Origin of the sequence: Streptomyces sp. NPDC020807, from assembly GCF_040641575.1 — a bacterium.
In the GTDB taxonomy this organism is placed as follows: Bacteria; Actinomycetota; Actinomycetes; order Streptomycetales; family Streptomycetaceae; genus Streptomyces.
On record NZ_JBFADU010000006.1, the window covers coordinates 193,039 to 218,649 of the forward strand.

Genomic DNA, 25,611 nt, shown 5'->3' on the forward strand with positions numbered 1-25,611 from the left:
AATTTGCGCGTTCGTGTGGCCCCGACCCTTGACTGCGACCATCCCGCGAGATCAATTCATATGACGAACTGAATGAGGAGCGAGTGGAGTGCTGTCCCTGATGCCGAAGTCCATGACCTCACGCACCACCCACTCGACGGTGGCCGCAGTCGCCCTCCTGCTCGCGGCGGGCACGGGCTGCTCCGCCGGGGGCGCCCCCGCTCCGGCGGCCCCCGCGCCGGGGGCCTCGTCCGCCACCTCCGCGCCGAAGCCCCCCGCCGCCCCCGCCGGATTCACCCTCGTCGCCTCCGGCGACGTCCTGCCGCACGACTCGATCATCCGCCGCGCCGCCCAGGACGCGGGCGGCGACGGCTACGACTTCGCCCCCATGCTCTCCGGCGTCAAGAACGTCGTCTCCCGGGCCGACCTCGCCATCTGCCACATGGAGACCGTGTACGGGAAGGCCGGCGGCCCGTACACCGGCTACCCCGCCTTCAAGTCCCCGCCCGAGGTCGCCGCCGCCCTGAAGGCCACCGGCTACGACTCCTGCTCCACCGCCTCCAACCACACCCTCGACGACGGCGCCGCGGGCCTCGCCCGCACCCTCGACGCCCTGGACAAGGCCGGCGTCCGGCACGCCGGCTCCGCCCGTACGGCCCAGGAGGCGGCGAGCCCCACGCTGCTCCGGGCCGGCGGCGCCAAGGTCGCCCAACTCGCCTACACCTACGACACCAACGGCTACCCGCTCCCCGACGGGCAGCCCTGGGCCGTCAACCTGCTCGACGAGCGGAAGGTGATCGCCGACGCACGCGCCGCCCGCGCGGCGGGCGCCGACGTCGTCGTGGTCAGCGTCCACTGGGGCACCGAATGGCAGACGGCCCCCGACGAGCGGCAGCTCTCCCTCGGTCGCGCGCTCACCGCGTCGACGACCGGCGGCCGTCCGGACGTCGACCTCGTCATCGGCACGCACGCCCACGTCCCGCAGGCGTACGAGAAGGTCAACGGGACCTGGGTCGTCTACGGCATGGGCGACCAGATCGCCGGGGACATGATCAACCACGAGGGCTCCTTCGACCCCCGGGGCAACCAGGGGAGCATCGGCCGCTTCACCTTCGCCCCGCCGAAGACGCCCGGGGCCCGCTGGCGGGTCACCAAGGCCGAGTTCATCCCCCAGTGGTTCGACACCGGCCGGGGCCGGGTCGTGAACCTCGGCGCGGCGGATGCCGACGACGCCCGCCTCGCCGCCACCCGCGAGACGATCCGGCAGGTCGTCCTCAGCAGGGGCGCCGACAAGGACGGCCTCACGATGGGCAGGTAGGCCCGCCCGTAGGCCCATCGGGTGCAATCGGGCGGGCGCCCGGTGTGGGTGTTCCGGACCGGCCCCCACGCGGTCGAACCATTGGTCATGAAATCGGATCAGATGCCCCACGGGCGCCGGACCGTGCTGCGCCTCGCCGCCGCCCTCGGCGCCACGGCGACCGTCGGATACCTCGCGGCGGACCTGCTCACCCCGGCGGCCCCGCCCGCGCCCTCGGCGGCGCCCGCGGGACCGGCCCCCGGGGGACCCGCGCCCGCCGGGGGACCGCAGCCCGTGCGGGCCGCCCGGATGCGCCCGTCCTCGTACCGTCTCCAGCCGATGACCGCGTACGCGCCCCCCGCCTTCCGACGAGCGGTGCCGCCGGTCCGGCAGCGGCCCTTCCTGAGCATGTCCGGGGTGGGCCGCTCGATGGTGCTCTCCTTCGACGACGGCCCCGACCCGCGCTACACGCCGGGCATCCTGGAGACCCTCCGCCGCCACGACTGCCGGGCGATGTTCTTCGTCTGCGGCGAGATGGCCGCCGAGAACCCGGACCTGCTGCGGGAGATGGCGGAGGACGGGCACGTCGTCGGCAACCACTCGTGGTCCCACCCGCTCATCCCGAAGCTGCGGCCCTCCCGCATCCGCGACGAGCTCGGCTCCACGAGCGAGATCGTCGAGAAGACCCTCGGGGCGGCCCCGCTCTGGTACCGCGCCCCCTACGGCGCCTGGAACCGGCACTCCTTCGAGATCGGGGCGGAGCTCGGCATGGAGCCGCTCGCCTGGACCGTCGACACCCTCGACTGGAAGGAACCGGGGACCGGGACCATCGTCCGGCGCGTCCTCGACGGCGCCGCCCCGGGCGCCGTCGTCCTCTCCCACGACGCCGGGGGCGACCGCTCGCAGAGCGTCGCCGCGCTCCGCCGCTACCTGCCCGAACTCCTCGACGCGGGCTACCACATCACGGTTCCCAGGCGGTGACGGCCGGCATATCGGTCCGCACGGCGGAGGCGTACGAGAAGGGCCCCGGCACCTGCCAGTGCCGGGGCCCTTCGGTCTTCGTGCGGCTCAGCGCGTGCCGACCAGGCGGGCGTACACGACGACGTTCCCGTCGTAGCCGCGCGCGCGCGTGTAGCCGCCGCCGCAGGTGATCACGCGGAGCTCGGGCTGCCCCGTGTCCGCGTACACCTGGACGCCGGGGAAGTCGTTCTTCGCGTACACCTCGACCCCGTAGATCTCGAAGACGGCCACCCGGCCGTCGTACCGCTCGACCTCGATGTGCTGGCCCTTCTCCAGCGACCCGAGTCCGTAGAAGACCGCGGGGCCCTTCTCGTTGTCGACGTGGCCGACGACGACCGAGGTGCCGCGCTGGCCGGGGGAGATGCCGTTCTGGTACCAGCCGGCGAGGTTGGCGTCCTGCGGCGGCGGGGCCGCGACCCAGCCGTCGGCGTCCAGGCCGACGTCCATGATCGGGGCCGCGACCCGGATCGCCGGGATCCTGATCCGCGAGGCGGGGGCGAAGGCCAGCGGTTCCAGACCCGTGCTCTCCGCGACGGGCGGCGGGGTGACCGGGCGGGCCACGGGCCGTGCGGCCGCGGCGGGTTGGGGAGGTCCGGCGTCGACGTCGACCCCGTTGCGCATCATCGCGAGTCCGGACAGCATGGCGAGGGCCAGGACGCCCCAGGGTTGGCGTCTCCGGCGCTCGGCGACGCGGAAGTCCTTCGGGGGCATGGTTCTCCCTTCGTGGCGTCGACAGAACGGTAAGGGCGCTCCCCGGGGTCGTCGCCCCGGACGGGGCGAACGGGTGGGGGCCGCGGCCGGACGGGTGCCGGCGCGCGGGAAGAGGGCCCGGAGGTCGCCGGAGAAGGGGCCGGAACGAGCCGGGCGCGGGGGCCGGGGGCCCGGGGCGCGGGTGCGGAGGGGTCCTCCGTGGCACCCGGGTGACAGGGGGCTGGACCATCCGAGTATTCGTCAGATAAGCAGCCCACACTGCTCTGACCTGCGGAGACCTCCGCCTCGCGGGCCGGATCCCGGGAGTGTCGGCTCACCGGGGTGGACCAAGGCCGAGGTGCAGCGCCCTGCCTGAGTTGTGATGGTTCGTCATGGAAGGCGTACTCGTCGAACTTCCCGGAGCACCGCTTTGGGGCGTCTTCCTCTGGAGGTTCAACCATGCGTGCTGCACGCACTCTGGCGGTGGCCGCCACCGCGTTCGCGGCGGTCGGGCTCGCGGCCCCTCTCGCCGCCGCCACCAACGGGCCGAGCAACGTTCAGGTCAACCCGTACGACGTCCACGCGGGGTCGACGATCACCATCACCGCCAAGGGTTGCGGCCACGGCGGCAAGGTCACGTCCAACGCGTTCCCCGAGACCAACCTCTCGGTCAACTCCAACGGGCTCTCCAGCGCCATCGCCCGTGTCTACGACAACGCCACCCCGGGCAGCTACAACCTCGCCGTCAAGTGCAGCGACAACTCCGCCGTCGTCACGCACCCGTTCCGCGTGCTCGCGGGCCGCGGCGCCCAGGGCGGTCTCGGCGGCTCGCTGGCTCCCAGCTCCACCGAGATGGCCGTCGGCGGCAGCCTGGTCGCCGCGGCCGCGCTCGGTGGCGGTCTCTTCCTCGCCCACCGTCGCCGCACCGGCGGCGCGGGGGTCTGACCCGACCGGCCGAACCTCCCGGTCGGCCCGCTGTGCCCGGCGCCCCCGAGTCCCTGCCAGGACTCGGGGGCGCCGGGCGTCCGGGGCCGCGAGCCGGGGTTCCTTCCCGGTGCCGACGGGTGTCGTCTCAGTGCCGGCGGGTGTCGCCCGAGCGGCGCCTGGCCACGTACACGGCGCCGGTCGCGGCCGCCAGGACGAGGGCCGTGCCGGCCGCGAGCGCCGTCCCGTCCACCTCGTCCACGGAGCCGCCGAGGCCGCCCTGGACCCCGCGCGGGGTCGTGAGGATCGTGGAACTGATCGTCGCCGGGGCCGTGGTCGCGCCGCTGATCGTCAGGTCGACGGTGTCCTGCACGCCACCGGTGCAGTTGAACGAGACCGTGTACACGGCGCCGCGCTTGGCGTCCCAGTCCACCGTGGCGGTCGCCGCCGAGTTCGGCGCGATGGTGACGGTGTCGAAGATGCCGGCCGAGGCCGTCGCCGTACTGGCACAGCCGGGGGCGCTGAGCGTCACCCGGCCGCCCGGGTCGACGACCCCGGGGGACACGACGAAGTCGCCCGGTGCCTTCGCTCCTGGCGCCTTCGGGCCCGGCGCTCTCGGATGGGCGGCGGGGCCGCCCTCCGCCGCGAGGGCGAGGGTCGTGGGGGCGGCCAGGGCGAGGGCGGCCGCCCCCAGCAGGGCAGTGGACGCGGCACGTATCGCGCGCATGGTGAATCCTCCGGGTCCCGAGGGGCAGCCGCGAAACGGGATTTCCGCGAAGGGCCTGCGTGCACCTCGATGTCCGAAACGCTAGGAGCGCACTACCACGGCCGCGATCCCAGACGTGCGAATGGGGCATCCATGTCCCCCGTGCGGCCCACTGGAGCGGCCCCGCCTACTCGTTGACCTGCGGGAACAGATCGGTGAACGGCGTGGCGGTGGCCGAGATGCCCCGGCCGAAGGGCGCGTCGAAGTCCCAGATGAGGAAGAGGAGGAAGGCGATCAGCACGCTGAAGAGTCCGGCGAGCAGCAACTCCCTTCCCGTCCTGCGGATCTGGAGCGTGAAGATCATGCCGACGGTCACGAGCGCGCCGATGATGAGGCCGAACCACACCACCCCCGGCATGGTGGCCCCCGCGCTCTGCCCGCGCGCGCCGCGGGCGTCGTCGGCCGCGGCGACCTGGTCGACGAGCGGCTGGTAGGCCTGCCCCTCGAAGTCGTTGGCGGGCTGGTAGTCGGTGACGCTCCGGCGCACCTTTTCCAGGAGCGCGGTGCCCTCGTCGCTGAGCTCGCCCTCCTCGGACATGTGGTTCCACTCGTCGTGCACCACGTACGAGACGTACGCGTCGACGTCGGCGCGGATGCGCTCGCGGACGGCCACGGGGTAGACCTCGGCGCGGGCCGAGATCTCGTGCATCGCCTGGGCCTCCTGGCGCACGGTCTCCTGGGCGGCCCCGCGGGCCTCCCAGACGCCGGCGATGGCGAGGCCGAGGACGATCGCGTAGATCACGCCGATCATCATCGTCATGTACTCGATGACGTCGGGGGTCTCACTCGGGTCGTCGTCCACCGGGATGCGGCGGTGGTTGATGACGACGATGGTCAGCACGACGGCGCAGGCTGCGGCCATCGCGAGGGACAGGACAAGCCATTCGGACATGGGAGTTCTCGGATTCTCCGGCGGGATTCGGTGGCGGACTACTTCGAGCGGGGGCGCAGGATCGCGGTCGCGAGCACGGCGGGGGCGGTGATCATCAGCGTCGCGGTGACGACGGAGCTCCCGCTCTTCGGCTCGGTCCGGGCGGTCGGGCGGTAGTGCGGCAGCGTCACGGACCGGGGGGCCGGAGGCCGCGGCTTCACGGTCGGCTCCGGAGTCGGGGCCGGGGGCGGGCTCGGGGTGGGAGCCGGCGGGGGCGGCGGCGGAGGCGGTGGGGGCGCCGGGGCGACGACGGCGGGTTTCGGCGGCGGCGTCGTGGGGGGCGCGGGCTTCGGCGGGGCCGGTCGAGGAGGCGGGGTGGTGGCCGGAGGGGTCGGCTCGGGGGCCGGCGGAGGCGGCGGTGGGGGCGGCGTCGTCGGGACGGGCGTGGGCGCGGGGGTGGGGGTCGGTTTCGGGGTGGGTTTCGGGGTGGGGGTCGGCGTCGGGCACGGGGGAGTGGGCTTCGGCTCGGGCGTGGGCTCGGGCTTGGGCGGGCAGGGGTTCGGGTGGCCGTGGTGCTTGCCGTGCCCCTTGCCCTTGCCCTTCTCGTGCCCCTTGCCCCGGCCCTTGTCGTGGCCCTCGCCCCTGCCGTGCTCACCGCCCTTGTCGTGGCCCTTGCCGTCGTCGCGGCTTCTGCCGTGGCCGTCGTCGCGGCCCTTGTCGCGGCCGCTTCCGGCGTACGCCACGGCGATGGGTGAACCTCCAGGGTCGTCGGTGACATAGGCGCAGGCGTCAGCGGCGGCGGGCACGGGTGCGGCGAGCAGCCACACCAGTCCCAGGGCCGCCAGTGGCCGCGCGAGGAGTGATCCGTACAGAGACACGCCGACGAGCTTGAACAGCGATTCGGCGCGCCGGGGCGGAATCGCGTCGGATTCGCCGGATGGAGGGGATCTTCGGGTACGCGGGTTTGACGTTTCGCCTCGGACAGGAGACGGATTCGGCGCAATGCCCGTATTGCCGCGTACGGTGTTTCCGGACGTGTGGCCGACAGGCCCCTCTCAGGGCCTCGCGCGAAGATCTGTCCGGTTGTCGACCTGCCGTGCCGGGTTCAACGGGACGCCCGCACCCGGTGGCTGCCGTTCCGGAAGCCGCAACGGCCGAGGTACGGACCGGACCTGACGGACTCGTCGCCGTCGGATCCGCGCGCCGCGGAAACCGACGCACGCTCATATGCACGTGAATGTGCACGGCCTGAAGGCGTGAACTCTTCGTTCCTCGCGCACGTGCCATTGACGTGTGACCAAGAACGGACCGCCAATTTCCGTTTCCCCTCGCTCTCTCGGCGGGCGATCAGTAGCCTCACCTCGAACACCGGCCGCGAACACCTGGCCGTGTCCCCCCATGCGACGTGTTGGAGACATTGATGGAGCGTCCCGCCTGGGCTCCGCCGGGTATCGACATTTCGGTGCCGAGCGTGTCCCGTATGTACGACTTCTATTTGGGCGGATCGCACAATTTCGAGGTCGACCGGGAGGCCGCCCGCAAGGCCATGGAGTTCATGCCGGGCCTGCCGAAGATCATGCAGGCGAACCGCGCCTTCATGCGGCGCGCCGTGCGGTACGCCGTTGACAACGAAGTCACCCAGTTCCTGGACATAGGCTCCGGCATCCCCACCTTCGGCAACGTGCACGAGGTCGCCCGCGCCGCCGACCCCGCCTCGCGGGTCGTCTACGTCGACCACGACCCGGTCGCCGTCGCCCACAGCCGCGCCGTCCTGGAGGGTGACGGCACCGCCGCCGTCGTCGCCGCCGACCTGCGCAAGCCCGCCGACATCCTCGGCAGCCCCGAGGTGGCCGGCCTCCTCGACCTGGACCGGCCGGTGGCCCTGCTGCTCGTCGCCGTCCTGCACTTCCTGGAGGACGAGGACCGGCCGGCCGAGGCCGTCGCCGAACTGCTCGACGCGCTCGCCCCCGGCAGCCTCGTCGTCCTCACCCACGCCTCCTACGAGGGCATCCCGCTCAGCCAGGAGCAGTCCGGCGGCGCCGTCGGCGTCTACCGGAACATCCGCAACCCGCTGGTGATGCGCTCGGGCGCGGAGATCACCCGGTTCTTCGAGGGCACCGAGCTGGTCGACCCCGGGCTCGTGCCCATGGCGGCCTGGCGTCCGGAGACCCCGGTCGAGGAGGAGGACCCGTACGCCTTCTCCGGGTTCGCCGGCGTGGGGCGCAAGGCGTGAAGGTCCCTTCGCAGCCGACCGGCGTCGCCGCCGAGGCCGACGGACCGGAGGACAGGCTCCGGAGGTTCGTCACCATCTGGAGCCGCGCGATCTTCCCCGTGACGGCGACCTCGCTCACCCGTGCCGAGTTCGAGGGGCACCTGCTGCCGCTGGCCCGGACCCTGTGCGACGCGCTGCACGCCCGGCCCTTCGACACGGCCCCGGCCCAGCGGGCGGGCGCCGCCCTCGTCGACGCCCACTGCACCGACCCCGACGCGCTCGGCCGCAGCCTCGGCGTGGTCGACTCGTACCTCGTCCTGTACTGCGGTACGGAGTCGGACCTGCCGGCCGAGGAGCTCCGCGCCCGCTGCGCCCGGCTCCAGCACGCCATGGCAGCGGGCTTCGCGCAGGCCCTGCGCGAGCGGACCCGCTCCGAGCAGGAGGCCATCGCCCGCTCGGCGCTCGCCGCCCGCAGCCTCGCCGAGGCCGCGCTCCACGCCACGGAGAGCCGCTTCCGCGCGGTCTTCGACGGCGCGGCGATCGGCATAGGCATCGCCGACCTCGACGGCAACGTCCTGGAGGTCAACGAGACCCTCACCCGCATGTTCGGCGGCGTCGGGGGCCAGGTGCGCAGCCGGAACGTGAGCGAGTGGGTCCACCCGGAGGACGGCCCGCACGTCTGGAAGCTGTACGAGGAGCTCGTCCGCGGGGAGCGCGAGCACTACCGCGTCGAGAAGCCGTACTACCGGGGCGACGGCACCGTCCTGTGGACCAACCTCACCGTCTCGCTGCTGCGCGACGCCGAGGGCCGCCCCCAGTACCAGCTGGCGCTCATGGAGGACACCACCGAGCGGCGGCTGCTCCACCTGCGCCTGCGGTACGAGGCCACCCACGACGCGCTCACCGGCCTGCCCAACCGCACCCTGTTCTTCGAGCGCCTGGAGAAGGCCCTCGCGCCCGACGACAACGCCCGCTTCGGCCTCTGCTACCTCGACCTCGACGGCTTCAAGGTGATCAACGACAGCCTCGGCCACGCCACCGGCGACCGGCTGCTCGTCGAGGTCGCCGACCGGCTCCAGTCCTGCGTCACCGGCCCCGGCGAGATGGTGGCCCGGCTCGGCGGCGACGAGTTCGTCGCCCTCACCACGGCCACGGGCGGCGAGCGGGAGGTCACCGAGCTCGCCGAGCGCATCCTCACCTCGCTCGCCACCCCGATCCGCGTCGACGGCCGCGAACTGCCCGTGCGCGGCAGCCTCGGCGTCGTCGAGGGGCCCGCGGGGGAGCGGACCCCGGCCGAGGTGCTCCGCAGCGCCGACATCACCATGTACCGGGCCAAGTCGGCGGGCGGCAACCGCTTCGAGGTCGCCGACGCCGAGGCGGACGCCCGCGCGATCACCCGCCACGGCCTGACCACCTCCCTGCCGGCGGCCCTCGAACGCGGCGAGTTCTTCATCGAGTACCAGCCGCTCGTCCACCTCGACGACGGCAGCGTGCACGGCGCCGAGGCGCTCGTACGGTGGTGCCACCCGCAGCACGGGGTGCTCGGGCCCGACCGGTTCATCCCGCTCGCCGAGGACACCGGCCTCATCGTGCCGCTCGGCCGCTGGGTGCTCCAGGAGGCCGTGCGCCAGGCCCGCTTCTGGCAGGCGCGGCACTCCGACGGCGGCCCGCTGCGGATCAACGTCAACCTCTCGCCGACCCAGCTGCACCACCCGCGGCTCGTCGCCGAGACCGTCGACGTCCTGGAGCGGTCCGGTCTCGAACCGGGGGCGCTCTGCCTGGAGGTGACCGAGTCGGCCCTGATCGGCGCCGACGAGGACCTGCTCAAGCCGCTGCGCCAGCTCGCCGAGATGGGCGTCGACATCGCGCTCGACGACTTCGGCACCGGCTACTCGAACCTGTCGAACCTGCGGCGGCTTCCGGTCAGCGTCCTCAAGCTCGACCGGTCCTTCACCCGGGGCATGCAGCAGCACCCCGTCGACCCGGTCGACATCAAGATCGTCGAAGGGATCGTCTCGCTCGCGCACAGCCTGGAACTCGCGGTCACCGTCGAGGGCGTGGAGACGGCGGCGCAGGCGCAGCGGCTGCGCGAGCTGGGCTGCGACACGGCCCAGGGCTGGTACTACGCCCGCCCGGGTGCCCCGGACCGCATCCACTCGCTGGTGCTCGCGGACGCGGTCTGAGGCCCGTGGCTCAGAGCGTGGCGAGGGTGAGGACGAGGGTGTTCCCGCTGGAGGCGATCGACACGGAGGTCTTCGCCGAGGTGGCGGTGAAGATCCCCGCGACGTCCACCACCGTGTACCCGGCGCCCTCGAGCGCCTTGCGGTACTCGGCGACGACGGCCTTCGGGTCCTGAGCGGTGTACGTCATGACGTACCCGCCCGTGCTCCCCGTCACGCCGGTCAGCTCGGCGGACGGCAGGGGCAGCCCGGCGGGCAGGTCGTCCGGGGCCTTCACCCCGCCGGTGGCGGGCGCCTCGGAGGTCTCGGCGGGGGCCGTCGTGGCGGGCGCGGGGGCGGAGGTGGTCGCGCTCGGCTTGGCGCCGCCGTCGTCACCCGACCCGGAGTCCGATCCGCAGGCGGTCAGCCCGAGGACGGCGAGGGCGGCGACGGCGGCGAGTGAAGTGGTGCGCTTCCAGGTCATGGTGACGTCCCGTCAGAGAGAGCGCGTGTGATCGCTCGTGTGATCGTTCTCTTGCGACGGGGAGATTGTCACAGGAAAGCCGTTGCTGACGAGAGCCAAGATCACCGACGGGAGGCCATGAGGAGCCGCTGGAGCTCCCGGGCCGCGCGCGGCGGAGCCACGTCGCTGCGGTGGGCCAGGGCGATCGTCCGCCGCAGCCCCGGCCGGGCGAGGGCCGTCACCCGCAGGTCACGGCCCGCCCGGGCCGCCACCATCGCCGGGACGACCGCGAGCCCGAGCCCCGCCCGGACGAAGCCGAGCACCGCGTCGAGCTCCCCGCCCTCCACCGTGAACGTCGGCTCGAAGCCCTCCGCCCGGCAGGCCCCCACCGTCAGTTCCCGCAGGTCGTAGCCGTGCCGGAACATCACGAGCGGTTGGTCCTTCAGGTCCTTGATCCGGACCGGGCGGTTCGGCGCGGGTGCGGCGGCGGCGGAGACCACCACCAGATCCTCCCGGAGCAGTTCCACCGTCGTCAGCGCGGGTGACGGGGTCGGCAGCGGCAGGACCACGAGCGCCAGGTCGAGCGCGCCGCGCGCCAGCTCCCGTACGAGGTCGTGCGAGCCGCCCTCCTCGATGAGGAGCTGGATCCCCGGGTGCAGGTCGTGGAAGGCGCGCAGCACGTCGGGCAGCAGCCCCGTGCAGAGGCTCGGCGTCGCCCCGAGCCGCACCCGGCCCCGCTTCAGCTGCGCGAGCTCCTGGACCTCCAGGCGTGCCGTCTCCGTGTCGGCGAGGATGCGCCGCGCCAGCGGCAGCAGCGCCTCGCCCGCGTCGGTGAGCGTGATGTTCCCCCGCGCCCGGCTGAACAGCTCCGCGCCCAACTCCGCTTCCAGCGCCTTGATCTGCTGCGAGAGCGAGGGCTGCGAGACGTGGACGCGTTCGGCGGCCCGGGTGAAGTGACGGGTCTCGGCGACGGCGACGAAGTAGAGGAGCTGCTGGAACTGCATGGGCCCACCCTAGAACACGTGCATAGGGTCTGCCTATCGAGATCAGCCGGACCATGTCTTGGACCACTCGGGGCCTTCGGCTCTAGCGTCGAGGGCATGGCTCTGGCACCCCCCGGGGAGCGGGCGACGCGCCGCCCGCCGACCCCCGCACCGTCACGCGGATTCCTCTCATCGACCCTCGGCAAGAAGACGGTCATGGCGGTCAGCGGGCTCGTCATGCTCGGCTACCTCGTGGCCCACGTCGCCGGCAACCTCAAGGTCTTCTTCGGCCCCGAGGAGTTCAACGCGTACGCCCACTGGCTGCGGGTCATGGGCGCACCCCTCCTCCACCACGAGTGGGCGCTCTGGCTCGTCCGGATCGTGCTCCTCGCCGCCGTCGCCGCCCACGCCGTCTCCGCGTACCAGCTGACCCGGCGGGACGTGAAGGCCCGGCCCGTCGCCTACGTCCACCGCCGCAAGCGCGCCTCGTACGCCACCCGCACGATGCGCTGGGGCGGGATCATCCTCGCCCTGTTCATCGTCTGGCACATCCTCGACCTCACCACCGGCACCGTCCACCCCGGCGGCTTCGAGGAGGGCAAGCCCTACCAGAACGTCGTGGACACCTTCTCCACCTGGTACGGCAACGTCATCTACATCGTCGCCATGCTCGCCGTCGGCCTCCACGTCCGCCACGGCTTCTGGAGCGCCGCCCAGACCCTCGGCGTCGGCAGCGCCCGCCGCGAGCGCCTCCTCAAGACCCTCGCCAACGCCCTCGCCGTCGCCCTGACGGCGGGCTTCGTCTCCGTCCCCGTCGCCGTCATGACCGGAGTGGTGAGCTGACATGAGCTACCCCGAGTACCAGGTGGGCGAACCCCTCGCCGACACCAAGGCCCCCACCGGGCCCGTCGCCGAACGCTGGGACACCCGCCGCTTCCAGGCCAAGCTGGTCAACCCCGCCAACCGGCGCAAGCACCGGATCATCGTCGTCGGAACCGGCCTCGCCGGCGGATCCGCCGGCGCCACCCTCGCCGAACAGGGCTACCACGTCGTCCAGTTCTGCTTCCAGGACTCCCCGCGGCGCGCCCACTCCATCGCCGCGCAGGGCGGCATCAACGCCGCCAAGAACTACCGCAACGACGGCGACTCCATCCACCGCCTCTTCTACGACACCGTCAAGGGCGGCGACTTCAGGGCCCGCGAGTCCAACGTCCACCGCCTCGCGCAGATCTCCGTCGAGATCATCGACCAGTGCGTCGCCCAGGGAGTCCCCTTCGCCCGCGAGTACGGCGGCCTCCTCGACACCCGCTCCTTCGGCGGCGTCCAGGTCTCCCGCACCTTCTACGCCCGCGGCCAGACCGGACAGCAGCTCCTCCTCGGCGCCTATCAGGCCCTCTCGCGCCAGATCGCCGCCGGAAACGTCGAGATGCACGCCCGTACGGAGATGCTCGACCTGATCGTCGTCGACGGCCGAGCCCGGGGCATCGTCGCCCGCGACCTGATCACCGGCGAGATCACCGCGCACCACGCCGACGCGGTCGTCCTCGCCAGCGGCGGCTACGGCAACGTCTTCTACCTCTCCACCAACGCGATGAACTCCAACGCCACCGCCGTCTGGCGCGCCCACCGGCGCGGTGCCTACTTCGCCAACCCCTGCTTCACCCAGATCCACCCCACCTGCATCCCGCGCACCGGGGACCACCAGTCCAAGCTGACCCTCATGAGCGAGTCGCTCCGCAACGACGGACGCATCTGGGTCCCCAAGGCCCAGGGCGACACCCGCCCCGCCGCCGCGATCCCCGAGGACGAGCGCGACTACTACCTGGAGCGGATCTACCCCTCCTTCGGCAACCTCGTCCCCCGCGACATCGCCTCCCGCGCCGCCAAGAACGTCTGCGACGAAGGACGCGGGGTCGGCCCCGGCGGCCAGGGCGTCTACCTGGACTTCGCCGACGCCATCCGCCGCATGGGCCGGGCCGCCGTCGAGGAGAAGTACGGCAACCTCTTCGACATGTACGAGCGGATCACCGCCGAGAACCCGTACGAGGTCCCCATGCGGATCTACCCCGCCGTGCACTACACGATGGGCGGCCTCTGGGTCGACTACGACCTCCAGACCACCGTCCCCGGCCTCTTCGCCATCGGCGAGGCAAACTTCTCCGACCACGGGGCCAACCGGCTCGGCGCCTCCGCCCTCATGCAGGGGCTGGCCGACGGCTACTTCGTCCTCCCCGCCACCATCAACGACTACCTCGCCCGCCACCCCGCCGCCGAACCCGTCACCGACGACCACCCCGCCGTCCGCGAGGTCATCGCCGAGACCGAGGACCGGCTCAACCTCCTCCTCGCCGTCGACGGCGACCGCACCCCCGACTCCTTCCATCGCGAACTCGGCGAACTCATGTGGGAGTTCTGCGGCATGGCCCGCACGGAGGATGGCCTCCGCAAGGCCCTCGCCCGCATCCCGCAGATCCGCGAGGAGTTCTGGCGGCGCGTCAGGATCCCCGGCACGGGCCAGGAGTTCAACCAGTCCCTGGAGAAGGCCAACCGCATCGTCGACTACCTCGAACTCGCCGAACTCATGTGCCTCGACGCGCTCCACCGCGCCGAGTCCTGCGGCGGCCACTTCCGCGAGGAGTCCCAGACGCCGGACGGCGAGGCCGCCCGACGCGACGAGGAGTTCTCCTACGTGGCGGCCTGGCAGTTCACCGAGCCCGGCGCCGCCCCCGTCCTCCACAAGGAGGACCTCGCCTTCGAGTACGTCCACCCCACCCAGCGGAGCTACGCATGAAGCTCACCCTGCGCGTCTGGCGCCAGCCGAACGCCGACGCCCCCGGCGCCATGTCCACGTACGACGTGGACGGCATCTCCGCCGACATGTCCTTCCTGGAGATGCTCGACACCCTCAACGAAGAGCTCATCCTGCGCGGCGAGGACCCCGTCGCCTTCGACCACGACTGCCGCGAGGGCATCTGCGGCGCGTGCAGCCTCGTCATCAACGGCGACGCGCACGGGCCGGAGCGGACGACCACGTGCCAGCTCCACATGCGGTCCTTCCGCGACGGCGACACCATCGACGTCGAGCCCTGGCGGGCGGCGGCCTTCCCCGTCGTGAAGGACCTCGTCGTCGACCGCTCCGCCTTCGACCGCGTCATCCAGTCCGGCGGCTACATCAGCGCCCCCACGGGCGCGGCCCCCGAGGCCCACGCGACCCCCGTCCCGAAGCCCGACGCCGACACGGCCTTCGAACACGCGGAGTGCATCGGCTGCGGGGCGTGCGTGGCGGCCTGTCCCAACGGCTCCGCGATGCTCTTCACCTCGGCGAAGGTCAACCACCTGAACGTCCTGCCCCAGGGCTCCCCGGAACGCGAGACCCGCGTCCTCGACATGGTCGCCCAGATGGACGCGGAGGGCTTCGGCGGCTGCACGCTGACGGGGGAGTGCGCGACGGCGTGCCCGAAGGGGATCCCGCTGACGTCGATCACGTCGATGAACAGGGAGTGGCTGCGGGCGCGGAGGAAGGTGAAGGGGTAGGCCGGAGGTCACGCCGAGGTGCCGTAGGGATCGACGGAGGTCCATCCCGTCTCGGTCCGTGCGTAGAGGATCCCGGCCCCCGGCCGCGGGACCTGGCGGAACGCCGCCTTGTCCTTCAGGGACCGGAGTTCGAGGCCGTCGGCCGGCGCGTAGGCCCGCAGTCCGCCCGGCGCGGAGACGGCGATCGTCCTTCCCCGGACGGCGGGGGAGTACCCGCGGTCGTCGGGCATGGGAACCGACCACATCGTGCGGCCGGCGGCCGCGTCGATCCGGGCGAGGCGCGAGGTGGAGTCACCTTCGCGGGACGACTGCTCGACGCAGACCAAGGACGCCTCCACGAACACGCACGGCCCGCCGCCCCGGTGCACGCTCCACGCACGCCACCGAGAGCGTACCCGGTCACTGGTTCAGGGCCCTGGCCAGGTACGGAGCCGTCCGGCTTGTGGAGGAAGCGGCCACTTCGGCGGGGGGACCGGAGGCGACCACCCGGCCGCCCTCGTCACCGCCGCCGGGGCCGAGGTCGAGGACCCAGTCGGCGGTGGCGACGACGTCCATGTCGTGTTCGACGACGATGACGGAGTGGCCCGCGTCGACGAGGCCGTGGAGCTGGCGCATGAGGACCTCGACGTCCGCCGGGTGGAGGCCGGTGGTCGGCTCGTCGAGGAGGTAGAGGGTGTGGGCGCGGCGCGGACGCTGGAGTTCGGAGGCGAGCTTGATGCGCTGGGCCTCGCCGCCGGACAGCTCCGTGGCCGGCTGGCCCAGGCGCAGGTAGCCGAGGCCGACGTCGAGGAGGGTGCGCAGGGAGCGGGAGGCAGCGGGCACGGAGGCGAAGAAGTCGGCCGCAGACTCGACCGTCAGGTCCAGGACTTCGGCGATCGTGCGGCCCCGGAGGCGCACCTCAAGGGTCTCCGGGTTGTACCGCGCCCCGTGGCAGTCCGGGCAGGGTGCGTACGTGCTGGGCAGGAACAGCAGCTCCACCGAGACGAAGCCCTCGCCCTGGCAGGTCTCGCACCGCCCGCCGGGGACGTTGAAGGAGAACCGCCCCGCCTTGTAGCCGCGGGCCCTCGCCTCGTCGGTCTCCGTGAAGAGCTTGCGGACGACGTCGAAGAGCCCGGTGTACGTGGCGAGGTTGGAGCGCGGTGTGCGGCCGATCGGCCGCTGATCGACCGTCACTGTCCGCCCCTCGCCCGCCACTTGCTCGGCGAGCGCGCTGACGAGCGTCGACTTGCCCGAACCGGACACGCCCGTCACGGCGGTGAGCACGCCCACCGGGAAGGCAGCGTCGACCTCGCGCAGGTTGTGCCGGGTCACCGGCCCCGTGCGCAGCCAGCCCGCCGGGGCACGGACCTCCCGCGCGGGGGCGGGTGCCCGGTCGAAGAGGAAGCGCCGGGTCGCCGACGCCTCGACCGCCGCCAACTCCTCCGGCGGACCGCTGTGCAGGACCCGGCCTCCGTGCACGCCGGCGCGCGGGCCGACGTCCACGATCCAGTCGGCGTGCCGGACGACGTCGAGGTGGTGCTCGACGACGAAGACCGAGTTCCCGGCCGCCTTGAGCCGGTCGAGGACCACGAGCAGCGCCTCGGTGTCGGCCGGGTGCAGGCCCGCGGACGGCTCGTCGAGGACGTAGACGACGCCGAAGAGACCCGAGCGGAGCTGGGTGGCGAGCCGGAGGCGCTGGAGCTCGCCGTTGGAGAGGGTCGGGGTGGCGCGGTCGAGGCCGAGGTAGCCGAGGCCGAGTTCGGTGACGGTCGCGATCCGCGCGACGAGGTCCTCGGTGAGGACGCGCGCGGTCTCCGCGCCGTCCGTCGGCGCGGCCCGGAGGACGCCCGCGAGGACCGTGAGGGGCAGGGCGGCGAGTTCGGCGATGGTGCGGCCGGCGAAGGTCACGGCGAGCGCCTCCGGGCGGAGCCGGCTGCCGCCGCACACCGGGCAGGGCGCGCTGGTCAGGAAGCGTTCGGCCTTCGCGCGCAGGGTGGTGCTCTTCGAGTCCGCGTACGTGCGGAGCACATGGCGGCGCGCGCTCGTGTACGTGCCCTGGTAGGGGCGTTGGATCCGTCCCGCCTCCCGTACCGGATGGACCGTGACGACCGGCTGCTCCTCGGTGAAGAGGATCCACTCACGGTCCTCGGCGGCGAGCTCGCGCCACGGCCGGTCGACGTCGTACCCGAGCGTGTCGAGCACGTCCCGGAGGTTCTTGCCCTGCCAGGCGCCCGGCCAGGCGGCGATGGCGCCCTCGCGGATCGAGAGGCCGGGGTCGGGGACGAGGAGCTCCTCGCTCGTGTCGTGGACCCGGCCGATCCCGTGGCACGAGGGACAGGCTCCCGCGGCCGTGTTGGGGGAGAAGGCGTCGGAGTCGAGGCGCGGTGCGCCCTCCGGGTACGTCCCGGCGCGCGAGAAGAGCATCCGCAGCGAGTTCGAGAGCGTCGTCACCGTCCCCACGGAGGAGCGGGACTGGGGTGAGGCACGGCGCTGTTCCAAGGAGACCGCCGGCGGCAGCCCGCTGATCTCGCCGACGGCCGGGGCCCCCACCTGGTGGATGAGCCGGCGGGCGTACGGCGCGACCGACTCGAAGTAGCGGCGCTGCGCCTCCGCGTAGATCGTCCCGAAGGCGAGCGAGGACTTCCCGGAGCCGGAGACGCCGGTGAAGGCGACGAGCGCGTCCCGTGGGATGTCGACGTCGACCCCGTCGAGGTTGTGCTCACGGGCACCGCGGACACGGACGTACGGATCGTGGGGGCTGGCGTGCATGGGCCGATTTTAGCCAACCGGACGATGTTTTCCCTGGTGGGAGGCGGGTTGCCGGGCCGTCGGGGTGAGGGTCCTGTGCCGGGGCGGGGGAGCGGTCGGAAAGTTTTTCGTCCCGATGATCGACGAATCTGGCCACAGGCCTTCCAGAACAATGCGACATGTGAAATTTTACACGTCACGTGACCCCTGCGCGTGTGTCCCAGCACGTGGCAACCCACAACGGCCCCGGAGGCCCCCACAGATGCATCCCCACCGGATATCGAGAAGCGCGCGGAGACTGCCCGTGCTCGGCGCCGCGGTCGTCATGACCCTCGGCCTGTTCGCACCGCAGAGCCAGGCCTTCGCCGGCGCCGCCGCGGGCGACCCGGCCCAGGCCGCCGCCCCCGGCACCACGGCCTCGCGGGCGATCCCCGTGCCGAAGTCGCCGCACGCCATCAGCGCCAACCCGCGCTTCCGGCTCTCCTCGCAGGACACCGACGAGGAGACCGGCCCGCGCCCCGCGCCGGCCACCGCGGCGGCCAAGACGAGCAAGTCGGGCAAACTGCTCGCCGGTGCCGCCGGGGACGCGTGCAGCGACCTCTCCGGCGTCATCAACAACACGGGCACCGCCCTCGTCACGGCGCTCAAGACGCTCCCGCAGATCACCTGTACGTACCCCCTGTTCGGCCTCACCGGACAGGACGCGCGGAACACCTTCCGCGAGGACAAGATGGTGACCGTCGCCAACGCCCTGCGCGACGCGTCCGCCGCGTACAACGGCACCAACGGCAACCAGATCGGGCAGCTCGTCCTCTTCCTGCGCGCCGGCTACTACGTGCAGGACAACAACGCCGCCACCGTCGGCGACTACGGCACCGCCCTCGACGGCGCCGCCAAGGGCGCCCTCGACGCCTTCTTCGCCGCCCCGCGCAGCAAGGACGTCACCGACGCGAACGGCGCGATCCTCAACGAGGTCGTCACGCTGATCGACAGCACCCAGACGGCCGGCCGGTACGCGAGCGTCCTGAAGTGGCTCCTCGGCAGCTACGTCTCCTCGTGGCCCGGCCAGATGAACCTCTCCATGCAGCACGTCGAGTGGGTCGTCGACAACGCCTTCGCCGCCAAGGACGACGGCCGCGGGTTCCGCGCCGCCCTCAAGGCCGACCCCACCATCCTCGACACCTGGGCCGGCTTCATCACCCGCAACGGCGCCTCGCTCAACCGCGACGACGTCGTCAGCAACGTGGGCCGCTTCCTCGGTCACGCCCTCGACGTCCCCGAGCTGAAGGAGCGCCTGCGCCCCCTGCTCAAGGACATCATCAACCGGTACCCGAACGTCGGCCCCACCGCGCCGATCACCATGAACCTCGGCTGGGCCACCCGCCAGTTCGACCGGGGCAACTGCGCCGCCTACGCGATCTGCGACCTCGGCGACCGCGTCCTCCCGCTGGTGCTGCCGACCCAGCACGTCTGCAACGACGGCATCAAGATCCGCGCCCAGGACATGTCCCCCGACCAGCTGGCGACCACCTGCACCAGCCTGATCAACCAGGACGCCTACTTCCACCGGATCATCGGTGACAAGGGCGCCATCGCGGGCGACGTGAACACCAACCTGGAGGTCGTCGCCTTCGACGACTACACCCAGTACGCGCTCTACGCCTGGGCCATCTACAACATCGACGTCGACAACGGCGGCATGTACGAGGAGGGCAACCCCGCCGTCCCCGGCAACCAGGCCCGCTTCATCGCGCACGAGGCCAGCTGGATCCGCCCGACGTTCGAGATCTGGAACCTCAACCACGAGTACACCCACTACCTCGACGGCCGCTACAACATGTACGGCGACTTCGAGGCCGGCATGGTCACCCCCACCATCTGGTGGGTCGAGGGCATCGCCGAGAACATCTCGTACGGCTACAAGGGCGAGCGTAACGCCGACGCCATCGCCGAGGCCGCGAAGAACACCTACAAGCTCAGCGACCTGTTCGACACGGTCTACGGCCAGGAGGCGGACCCCGAGGTCAACTCGAACCGCGTCTACCGCTGGGGCTGGCTCGCGGTCCGCTACATGCTCCAGAAGCACCCCTCGGACGTCCAGGCCGTCCTCGGCAAGTACCGCGCCGGTGACTGGACCGGGGCCCGCACGCTCCTGAAGCAGACCATCGGCACCCGCTACGACGCGGACTTCGCGACCTGGCTGGCGACCGACTGCGCGACGAACGACTGCGGCACCCTGCCGGACGCCCCCGCGGGCCCGTCCGAGACCGCGCCGCTCTGCACGGCCGCCGACACGCGCCAGTTCGACCAGAACTGCCGCCGGGACGGCCTCGCCGCCACCACCGGCAACTACAGCTACCACTTCGTGTACCTGCCGGCCGGCGTCAAGCAGCTGACGCTGACCGCGACCGGCGGCACCGGCAACGCCGACCTGTACTACGGCGGCGCCACCTGGGCCACCACCTCCGCCTACCAGGCGAAGTCCACCAACGCCGGCAACGGCGAGACGCTGACGATCGACAACCCGCCCGCCGGCTGGGTCTTCTTCAGCCTCGCCGCCGCGCAGGACTTCAGCGGAGTGAGCCTCTCGACCCAGGTCAAGTAGGCGACGACCCCACCCCGGGGGTCAGCCCTGGCGGCGAGCGGCCGCCAGGGCTTCCTTCACCCGCAGGGCCACGCGGGCCGCGTCCTCGGGGTTGTTCACGACGTCCGTGTTGTTCATGTCCACGACGAGGACCTCGCTGGCCGAGTAGTGCTTGTGCACCCAGTCGTCGTAGCCGGACCACAGCGTCCGGTAGTACGCGACCAGGTTCTCGTCCTGCTCGAAGTCACGGCCCCGGAGCCCGATCCGGTACATCACCGTCTCGAAGTCCGCCTTGAGGTAGACCATGAGGTCGGGCGCCTTGCGGTACGGCAGGCCCTCGATCTCGCGCATCATCTCGTCGAGCAGACCCTCGTACACCTGCATCTCGAGGGAGCTGATCCGGCCGAGGTCGTGGTTGACCTTCGCGAAGTACCAGTCCTCGTAGATGGACCGGTCGAGGACGTTGTCACCCTGCTTGTACGCCTCCTTGATCGCGGCGAAGCGCGTCTGGAGGAAGTACAGCTGGAGGAGGAACGGGTAGCGCTTGGCCTCGATCTCCTCGGGGCTCGCCGAGTAGAAGAGCGGGAGGATCGGGTTGTCGTCGACGCTCTCGTAGAAGACGTCGCTGCCGAGCTCCTTCGCGAGGAGCTCCGCCACGCTCGTCTTGCCGATCCCGATCATGCCTCCGACGCAGATCACCGGCATACCTCACTTCTCCCTGGGGGTCTTCTGTTCGCGAGCGGTGGTCACGCGATCCCCGGGGATGGGGGTGGCCGGCCGTTCCGCACCCGCCGGTCGTGGCGGGTCGCAGCCCGAGGCCGCAGTGCATTTTAGATGAGGATTCGCCCGGTCTTGTCGGTGCCTTCTCCTAGGCTGACGCGGTGACGCGAGACCACCGGCCACTGGCCGTCTTCGACCTGGACAACACCCTCGCCGGGACCGCCCACCGGCAGCACTTCCTGGAGGGGAAGCCCCGCGACTGGGACTCCTTCTTCGCCGCGGCGCCCGCCGACCCGCCCCTCGCCGAGGGCGTCGAGCTGTGCCGCGAGGCGGCGGAGGAGTGCCGGATCGTCTACCTCACCGGGCGGCCGGAGCGCTGCCGCCGGGACACGGTGGCCTGGCTCGCCGCCCAGGGGCTGCCGGACGGCACGGTCCACATGCGGGGGCACCGGGACTTCCGCCCCGCGCGGGTGACCAAGGTGGAGGTCCTGAGACGGCTCGGGGCCGACCACGAGATCCGGATGCTCGTGGACGACGACGTGCTCGTCTGCGACGCGGCCGAGGCGGCCGGGTTCCGCGTCGTACGGGCCCACTGGGCGACGCCGTCGGAGACGCTGCGGGACGCCCAGGAGAAGGAGGGTCGGACCTGACCGGACGGGGGCCGGATCCGACCCGCCCCCGGTGCTCCTCCGCGGTCAGCCCTCGTCCTCCAGGCGGAAGCCGACCTTCAGTCCGACCTGGTAGTGCTCGACGGCGCCGTCGACGATGTGGCCGCGCACCTGCGTGACCTCGAACCAGTCGAGTCCGCGCAGGGTCTGCGCGGCGCGGGCGATGCCGTTGCGAATGGCCTGGTCGACGCCTTCGTGGGACGTGCCGACGATCTCGGTGACGCGATAGGTGTGGTTCGACATGGGGGCCGGACTCCTCTCGGTACGTCCTTCCACCGTGCCCCAGGGCGTGCCGGCGCGCGACAGGACGGACGGCCGCGGGTGACCCAACGGTGACAGAGCGCTGATCCTGCCCGATCTCGGGTCGAAACGGAGTGGTCAAGGACTTGACCACTTCGTTGGTCCAGACCAAAATTCAGGCCACATACCCGCGCGAACACCCCGTTCGGTCCCCCCACGTCGGGTCAGCCCACCCAAGGCGCACGATAGCTCTGTGCTGAACCGCAGAAGGTGACCCACGTGAAGAACCGCCATCTGGCCTGCCCGCTGGCAGCCGCCCTCGCCCTCGCCCTGGCCGGGTGCGGCATGCTGCCGGGCGTGAGTCAGACGAAGACCGTCAGCATCTGGCTCATGCGGGACAGCGTCAGCGAGGACTTCCTCACGCGGTTCACGGAGGAGTACGAGCAGGAGCACGACGTCGAGCTGGACGTGACCATCCAGGACTGGACGGGCATCGGGAAGAAGGTCACCGAGGCCATCACCGGCTCCGGCGGGCCCGACCTCATCGAGGTCGGCAACACCCAGGTCGCCCAGTACGCCGACACCGGCACGCTCTTCGACCTCACCCTGGAGTCCGTCCGCGACCTCGGCAGCGAGGACTGGCTGCCCGGCCTCGCCGAGCCCGGCAGCATCAACGGCTCCCAGTACGGCATCCCCTGGTACGCGGCCAACCGCATCGTCATCTACAACAAGGACCTCTTCCGCGACGCCGGCATCGACAAGCCCCCGGCCACCCGCGCCGAGTGGCTCGCCGACACCGAGAAGCTGAACCGGGGCAGCTCCCAGGGCATCTACCTCGCGGGCCAGGACTGGTACACCCTCGCCGGCTTCATCTGGGACGAGGGCGGCGAGCTCGCCGACGACAAGGCCGGCCAGTGGACGGGTGCGCTCGACAGCCCGGCCGCCCTGCGCGGCATGGCCTTCTACAAGGAGCTCCAGTCCCTCGGGGCCGGACCGAAGGACGCCGACGAGCAGAACCCGCCGCAGTCCGACGTCTTCGCCAAGGGCGACGTCGCCCAGCTGATCGCCACGCCCAGCGCCGTCGCCGCGATCCTCAAGGCCAACCCCGAACTCGAGGGCAAGCTCGGCTACTTCGCGATACCGGGCAAGAAGGCCGGACAGCCCTGCACCGTCTTCACCGGCGGCTCCGACCTCATCATCCCGGAGAACGCGCCCGAACGCGCCGCCGCGCTCGACGTCGTCAAGGCGCTCGCGGGCGAGAAGTGGCAGACCGAACTGGCCCGCACCATGGGGTACGTGCCGAACAAGAAGTCCCTCGCCTCCGTCGTCGGCGGCCAGGAGGCCACCGCCGTCATGGCGACGGCGGCGGCGCGCGGCAAGGCGACCCCCAACTCCCCGCAGTGGGCGGACGTCGAGGGGAACAACCCGATCAAGCCGTACATGACGGCGGTCCTCCAGGGCGGGGACCCGGCGAAGGCGGCGAAGGCGGCGTCGGAGGAGATCACGGACACGCTCGCGGAATAGCATTCAGCGGGTCCACACCCGCGGGTCCCCGGCCGGTCATGTCGAATCCAGCCGGTGACGGGAGAAGTAGGGAGAGCCGGGCCGCCACCGCTCACGCGGCCCGGCGTCCCGTTCCCCTTCCGTCCCGCCGGAGGTACCGCATGACCGTCGCACCGTCGTCGCCCGCGCTCGCCGCCGTTCCCGCCCAGCCCACGGCACAGGACCGGGCCGGGCGGTCCGCGACCGCCGAGCAGCCCCGGTACGTCGTCGGCCTCGCCCGCGACCAGGAGGACGTGCGGGCCGCCCAGCGGCTGCGTCACCAGGTCTTCGCCGGAGAGATGGGGGCGATCCTCGACGGAGCCGAACCCGGCCTCGACAGCGACGCCTTCGACGCGTACTGCGACCACCTGCTCGTCCGGGACGAGGCCACCGGCGAGGTCGTCGGCACCTACCGGATCCTGCCCCCCGAGCGGGCCGCCGTCGCCGGACGCCTCTATGCCGAGAGCGAGTTCGACCTCAACCGGCTCGCCCCCATCCGCCACGACCTCGTCGAGGTCGGCCGCTCCTGCGTCCACCCCGCCCACCGCAACGGCGCCGTCATCTCCCTCATCTGGGCCGGACTCGCCCGCTACATGACCGAGACCGGGCACAACTGGCTCGCCGGCTGCTGTTCGATCCCCCTCGCCGACGGCGGCGCCCTCGCCGCCGCCACCTGGGACAATGTGAAGACCAAGCACCTCGCCCCCGAGGAGTACTGGGTGACCCCGCACCGCCTCTGGAGCCCCGACGGCATCGCCCGCCCCGCGGGCCGTACGGAGCTGCCGCCGCTCCTGCGCGGCTACCTCCGCCTCGGCGCCCAGGTCTGCGGCGCCCCCGCCCACGACCCGGAGTTCGGCGTCGCCGACCTCTACGTCCTCCTCTCCCTCCGCCGCACGAACCCGCGCTACCTCAACCACTTCCTGTCCCTGGTCCCGGCACGGTGAGCACCACCACGGCAGCCTCGCCGTGGCTCCCCACGGCGCCGTGCACCCCGGGCCACGACTGCGCCGCGCACCCGGAGACGTACGGGCCGGTCGACACCGTCGGGCACGCCCGCGCGGTGGTCCGGCTCGCCGCCGGCGTGAGCACCGTCCTCGTCGGCCTGCTCGCGGCACCCGCCGCCGCGCTCCTCCCGGGCACCGTCCGCCTGAGCCTGGTCCGCTCCTGGGCGCGGGCGGTCGTCCGCGCCTTCGGCGTCCGCGCGCGGTACGCGTCCCCCGCGAGCCCCGCCGCCGGCGTCCCCCTCCTCGTCGTCGCCAACCACGTCTCCTGGCTCGACATCCCGCTCGTCGCCGCCGTCCTCCCCGGCCGGATGGTCGCGAAGAAGGAGGTGCGCGGCTGGCCCGTCCTCGGCACGGCCGCCGCCCTCGGCGGCACCCTCTTCATCGACCGCGACGGCCTCAGGGCCCTGCCCGGCACGGTCCGGGAGATGGCGGGAGTCCTCGCCGCCGGCGGCCGGGTGGTCGTCTTTCCCGAGGGCTCGACCTGGTGCGGCCGCGCCGTCGGCCGTTTCCGCCGCGCCGCCTTCCAGGCCGCCCTGGACGCCGGCGCCGACGTACAGCCCGTGCGCCTCGACTTCCGTCCGACGGGCGCCGCCGCCTACGTCGGTCCGGACCCGCTCGGCACGTCCCTGTGGCGGGTGGTCACCGCCCGCAGCCTCACCGCGGAGGTCGGCCTCCTGCCCCGGATCCCGGCGGCCAGGCACCCCGAGCGGCGTGCCCTGGCGGCCGCCGCCGAACGTGCGGTGACGGGCCTTGCCTCCGAGGACGTCGGCTCCTATCGTCCGGAACCGTGAGGACTTCGACGGCGTGCGTGGGGGCCCTGGCCGTGGTCGGGACGACGCTGTTCGCCACCGCGTGCCAGCTCGAAGGCAAGGCGTGCACGACGGCCGGTGCGGACTCCGGGGCGAGCGTCATGTGGCGGCCCGCCGACTTCCCGAGCTCGGCGCGCTCTCGTCTGTGCGTGGGCGAGGAGTGTCGGGACCGTGCGTCGGTGCCCCGGGGCGAGCCTCGCGCCTTCCTCACGGTGCCCCTCCCGGAGGCGAAGGGCCCGGAGAAGGTGACGGTGAGTTTCCGGGTCACGGACCCGGAAACCGGCCGCACCGTCTTCGACCGCACCGTCGAGACCACCCTGGTGAAGGTGACCCCGAACGGCGAGGGCTGCGACCCCACCGCCTGGCAGGCCGGGTTCCGCGCCGACCTCGAGCGGGGGCTCGTCAAGGACTGACAGCGG

At 72.2% G+C, this 25,611-nt stretch carries 24 protein-coding genes; 14 read left to right on the forward strand and 10 right to left on the reverse strand.

Annotation, left to right across the window (positions count from 1 at the left end; translation table 11 throughout):
• Positions 1-112: 112 nt before the first annotated feature.
• Together AB0G79_RS12990 and AB0G79_RS12995 are read left to right on the forward strand one after the other, a co-directional pair.
• Positions 113-1,297, forward strand: a complete 1,185-nt coding sequence (locus AB0G79_RS12990; RefSeq protein ID WP_360804779.1) for a CapA family protein — start codon at positions 113-115, stop codon at positions 1,295-1,297.
• An 87-nt stretch (positions 1,298-1,384) separates the two neighbouring features.
• The gene (locus tag AB0G79_RS12995) at positions 1,385-2,257 is read left to right on the forward strand and encodes a polysaccharide deacetylase family protein (RefSeq protein WP_360804781.1); all 873 of its coding nucleotides are present in this window, start codon (positions 1,385-1,387) and stop codon (positions 2,255-2,257) included.
• Positions 2,258-2,344: 87 nt separating this feature from the next.
• On the opposite strand, the gene AB0G79_RS13000 is transcribed toward AB0G79_RS12995, so the two are convergent.
• Positions 2,345-3,007, reverse strand: coding sequence for a class F sortase (locus tag AB0G79_RS13000; RefSeq protein ID WP_360804784.1), 663 nt, complete (start codon positions 3,005-3,007; stop codon positions 2,345-2,347).
• Between the two features lie 438 nt (positions 3,008-3,445).
• Here AB0G79_RS13000 and AB0G79_RS13005 point away from each other — a divergent pair, with 438 nt between their 5' ends.
• Positions 3,446-3,931: a hypothetical protein gene (locus tag AB0G79_RS13005; RefSeq protein ID WP_360804787.1), complete on the forward strand. Its 486-nt coding sequence runs from the start codon at positions 3,446-3,448 to the stop codon at positions 3,929-3,931.
• A 127-nt stretch (positions 3,932-4,058) separates the two neighbouring features.
• Here the strand turns inward: AB0G79_RS13005 and AB0G79_RS13010 are convergent, their stop codons facing one another.
• The 3 genes from AB0G79_RS13010 to AB0G79_RS13020 form a co-directional block, all read right to left on the reverse strand.
• Positions 4,059-4,637 carry a hypothetical protein gene (locus AB0G79_RS13010; RefSeq protein ID WP_360804790.1) on the reverse strand — a complete coding sequence of 193 codons (579 nt, stop codon included), beginning with the start codon at positions 4,635-4,637 and terminating at the stop codon, positions 4,059-4,061.
• Between the two features lie 166 nt (positions 4,638-4,803).
• Positions 4,804-5,568: a hypothetical protein gene (locus tag AB0G79_RS13015; RefSeq protein ID WP_360804793.1), complete on the reverse strand. Its 765-nt coding sequence runs from the start codon at positions 5,566-5,568 to the stop codon at positions 4,804-4,806.
• A 38-nt stretch (positions 5,569-5,606) separates the two neighbouring features.
• Positions 5,607-6,425, reverse strand: coding sequence for a hypothetical protein (locus AB0G79_RS13020; RefSeq protein WP_360804796.1), 819 nt, complete (start codon positions 6,423-6,425; stop codon positions 5,607-5,609).
• Positions 6,426-6,967: 542 nt separating this feature from the next.
• Between AB0G79_RS13020 and AB0G79_RS13025 the strand changes: the two genes are divergently transcribed.
• Positions 6,968-7,780 carry an SAM-dependent methyltransferase gene (locus tag AB0G79_RS13025; protein ID WP_360804799.1) on the forward strand — a complete coding sequence of 271 codons (813 nt, stop codon included), beginning with the start codon at positions 6,968-6,970 and terminating at the stop codon, positions 7,778-7,780.
• A complete protein-coding gene (locus AB0G79_RS13030) occupies positions 7,777-9,942 on the forward strand; it encodes an EAL domain-containing protein (protein WP_360804802.1) in 2,166 nt (721 codons plus the stop codon). Before AB0G79_RS13025 ends, AB0G79_RS13030 begins: the two co-directional genes overlap by 4 nt.
• 10 nt (positions 9,943-9,952) lie before the next feature.
• Here the strand turns inward: AB0G79_RS13030 and AB0G79_RS13035 are convergent, their stop codons facing one another.
• Together AB0G79_RS13035 and AB0G79_RS13040 are read right to left on the reverse strand one after the other, a co-directional pair.
• Positions 9,953-10,402 (reverse strand): hypothetical protein, encoded by a 450-nt coding sequence (locus AB0G79_RS13035; RefSeq protein WP_360804805.1) that lies wholly within the window; start codon positions 10,400-10,402, stop codon positions 9,953-9,955.
• A 101-nt stretch (positions 10,403-10,503) separates the two neighbouring features.
• Positions 10,504-11,385 carry a LysR substrate-binding domain-containing protein gene (locus tag AB0G79_RS13040; protein ID WP_360804808.1) on the reverse strand — a complete coding sequence of 294 codons (882 nt, stop codon included), beginning with the start codon at positions 11,383-11,385 and terminating at the stop codon, positions 10,504-10,506.
• 195 nt (positions 11,386-11,580) lie between these two features.
• On the opposite strand from AB0G79_RS13040, the gene AB0G79_RS13045 reads away from it, so the two are divergent.
• From AB0G79_RS13045 to AB0G79_RS13055, 3 genes are read left to right on the forward strand one after another with little or no spacing between them, the layout of a single operon-like run.
• A complete protein-coding gene (locus AB0G79_RS13045) occupies positions 11,581-12,207 on the forward strand; it encodes a succinate dehydrogenase (RefSeq protein WP_360805178.1) in 627 nt (208 codons plus the stop codon).
• A gap of 1 nt (position 12,208) precedes the next feature.
• The gene (locus tag AB0G79_RS13050; RefSeq protein WP_360804811.1) at positions 12,209-14,155 is read left to right on the forward strand and encodes a fumarate reductase/succinate dehydrogenase flavoprotein subunit; all 1,947 of its coding nucleotides are present in this window, start codon (positions 12,209-12,211) and stop codon (positions 14,153-14,155) included.
• Complete coding sequence (locus AB0G79_RS13055) at positions 14,152-14,898, forward strand: succinate dehydrogenase/fumarate reductase iron-sulfur subunit (RefSeq protein ID WP_360804813.1); 747 nt, start codon at positions 14,152-14,154, stop codon at positions 14,896-14,898. The genes AB0G79_RS13050 and AB0G79_RS13055 overlap by 4 nt, the downstream gene beginning before the upstream one ends.
• Before the next feature lie 8 nt (positions 14,899-14,906).
• Here the strand turns inward: AB0G79_RS13055 and AB0G79_RS13060 are convergent, their stop codons facing one another.
• A complete protein-coding gene (locus AB0G79_RS13060) occupies positions 14,907-15,236 on the reverse strand; it encodes a hypothetical protein (RefSeq protein WP_360804816.1) in 330 nt (109 codons plus the stop codon).
• Between the two features lie 61 nt (positions 15,237-15,297).
• On the reverse strand, positions 15,298-17,646 hold the full coding sequence (locus AB0G79_RS13065) for an excinuclease ABC subunit UvrA (RefSeq protein WP_360804819.1): 2,349 nt from the start codon (positions 17,644-17,646) through the stop codon (positions 15,298-15,300).
• 283 nt (positions 17,647-17,929) lie between these two features.
• Between AB0G79_RS13065 and AB0G79_RS13070 the strand changes: the two genes are divergently transcribed.
• Positions 17,930-20,230 (forward strand): collagenase, encoded by a 2,301-nt coding sequence (locus AB0G79_RS13070; protein ID WP_360804822.1) that lies wholly within the window; start codon positions 17,930-17,932, stop codon positions 20,228-20,230.
• Between the two features lie 21 nt (positions 20,231-20,251).
• Here the strand turns inward: AB0G79_RS13070 and AB0G79_RS13075 are convergent, their stop codons facing one another.
• Positions 20,252-20,914, reverse strand: a complete 663-nt coding sequence (locus AB0G79_RS13075) for a deoxynucleoside kinase (protein ID WP_360804825.1) — start codon at positions 20,912-20,914, stop codon at positions 20,252-20,254.
• A 176-nt stretch (positions 20,915-21,090) separates the two neighbouring features.
• Here AB0G79_RS13075 and AB0G79_RS13080 point away from each other — a divergent pair, with 176 nt between their 5' ends.
• Positions 21,091-21,579, forward strand: coding sequence for an HAD family acid phosphatase (locus tag AB0G79_RS13080; RefSeq protein ID WP_360804828.1), 489 nt, complete (start codon positions 21,091-21,093; stop codon positions 21,577-21,579).
• Between the two features lie 45 nt (positions 21,580-21,624).
• Here AB0G79_RS13080 and AB0G79_RS13085 read toward each other — a convergent pair whose 3' ends face one another.
• A complete protein-coding gene (locus tag AB0G79_RS13085) occupies positions 21,625-21,840 on the reverse strand; it encodes a dodecin (protein ID WP_360804831.1) in 216 nt (71 codons plus the stop codon).
• Between the two features lie 276 nt (positions 21,841-22,116).
• On the opposite strand from AB0G79_RS13085, the gene AB0G79_RS13090 reads away from it, so the two are divergent.
• From AB0G79_RS13090 to AB0G79_RS13105, 4 genes are all read left to right on the forward strand, one after another.
• Entirely contained in the window at positions 22,117-23,361 is a 1,245-nt protein-coding gene (locus AB0G79_RS13090) for an extracellular solute-binding protein (protein WP_360804833.1), read from the forward strand.
• A 140-nt stretch (positions 23,362-23,501) separates the two neighbouring features.
• Complete coding sequence (locus AB0G79_RS13095; RefSeq protein WP_360804836.1) at positions 23,502-24,323, forward strand: GNAT family N-acyltransferase; 822 nt, start codon at positions 23,502-23,504, stop codon at positions 24,321-24,323.
• Positions 24,320-25,174 carry a lysophospholipid acyltransferase family protein gene (locus tag AB0G79_RS13100; RefSeq protein WP_360804839.1) on the forward strand — a complete coding sequence of 285 codons (855 nt, stop codon included), beginning with the start codon at positions 24,320-24,322 and terminating at the stop codon, positions 25,172-25,174. The genes AB0G79_RS13095 and AB0G79_RS13100 overlap by 4 nt, the downstream gene beginning before the upstream one ends.
• A complete protein-coding gene (locus AB0G79_RS13105) occupies positions 25,171-25,605 on the forward strand; it encodes a hypothetical protein (RefSeq protein WP_360804842.1) in 435 nt (144 codons plus the stop codon). The genes AB0G79_RS13100 and AB0G79_RS13105 overlap by 4 nt, the downstream gene beginning before the upstream one ends.
• Positions 25,606-25,611: the final 6 nt, after the last annotated feature.

Bases quoted from the DNA above. Each gene is read 5' to 3' on its own strand.
- AB0G79_RS13075 (WP_360804825.1), bottom strand. From the start codon at position 20,914: ATGCCGGTGATCTGCGTCGGAGGCATGATCGGGATCGGCAAGACGAGC.
- AB0G79_RS13005 (WP_360804787.1), top strand. From the start codon at position 3,446: ATGCGTGCTGCACGCACTCTGGCGGTGGCCGCCACCGCGTTCGCGGCG.
- AB0G79_RS13035 (WP_360804805.1), bottom strand. From the start codon at position 10,402: ATGACCTGGAAGCGCACCACTTCACTCGCCGCCGTCGCCGCCCTCGCC.
- AB0G79_RS13065 (WP_360804819.1), bottom strand. From the start codon at position 17,646: ATGCACGCCAGCCCCCACGATCCGTACGTCCGTGTCCGCGGTGCCCGT.
- AB0G79_RS13040 (WP_360804808.1), bottom strand. From the start codon at position 11,385: ATGCAGTTCCAGCAGCTCCTCTACTTCGTCGCCGTCGCCGAGACCCGT.
- AB0G79_RS13015 (WP_360804793.1), bottom strand. From the start codon at position 5,568: ATGTCCGAATGGCTTGTCCTGTCCCTCGCGATGGCCGCAGCCTGCGCC.
- AB0G79_RS12990 (WP_360804779.1), top strand. From the start codon at position 113: ATGACCTCACGCACCACCCACTCGACGGTGGCCGCAGTCGCCCTCCTG.
- AB0G79_RS13045 (WP_360805178.1), top strand. From the start codon at position 11,581: ATGGCGGTCAGCGGGCTCGTCATGCTCGGCTACCTCGTGGCCCACGTC.
- AB0G79_RS13000 (WP_360804784.1), bottom strand. From the start codon at position 3,007: ATGCCCCCGAAGGACTTCCGCGTCGCCGAGCGCCGGAGACGCCAACCC.
- AB0G79_RS13050 (WP_360804811.1), top strand. From the start codon at position 12,209: ATGAGCTACCCCGAGTACCAGGTGGGCGAACCCCTCGCCGACACCAAG.
- AB0G79_RS13025 (WP_360804799.1), top strand. From the start codon at position 6,968: ATGGAGCGTCCCGCCTGGGCTCCGCCGGGTATCGACATTTCGGTGCCG.
- AB0G79_RS13095 (WP_360804836.1), top strand. From the start codon at position 23,502: ATGACCGTCGCACCGTCGTCGCCCGCGCTCGCCGCCGTTCCCGCCCAG.
- AB0G79_RS12995 (WP_360804781.1), top strand. From the start codon at position 1,385: ATGAAATCGGATCAGATGCCCCACGGGCGCCGGACCGTGCTGCGCCTC.
- AB0G79_RS13010 (WP_360804790.1), bottom strand. From the start codon at position 4,637: ATGCGCGCGATACGTGCCGCGTCCACTGCCCTGCTGGGGGCGGCCGCC.
- AB0G79_RS13055 (WP_360804813.1), top strand. From the start codon at position 14,152: ATGAAGCTCACCCTGCGCGTCTGGCGCCAGCCGAACGCCGACGCCCCC.
- AB0G79_RS13085 (WP_360804831.1), bottom strand. From the start codon at position 21,840: ATGTCGAACCACACCTATCGCGTCACCGAGATCGTCGGCACGTCCCAC.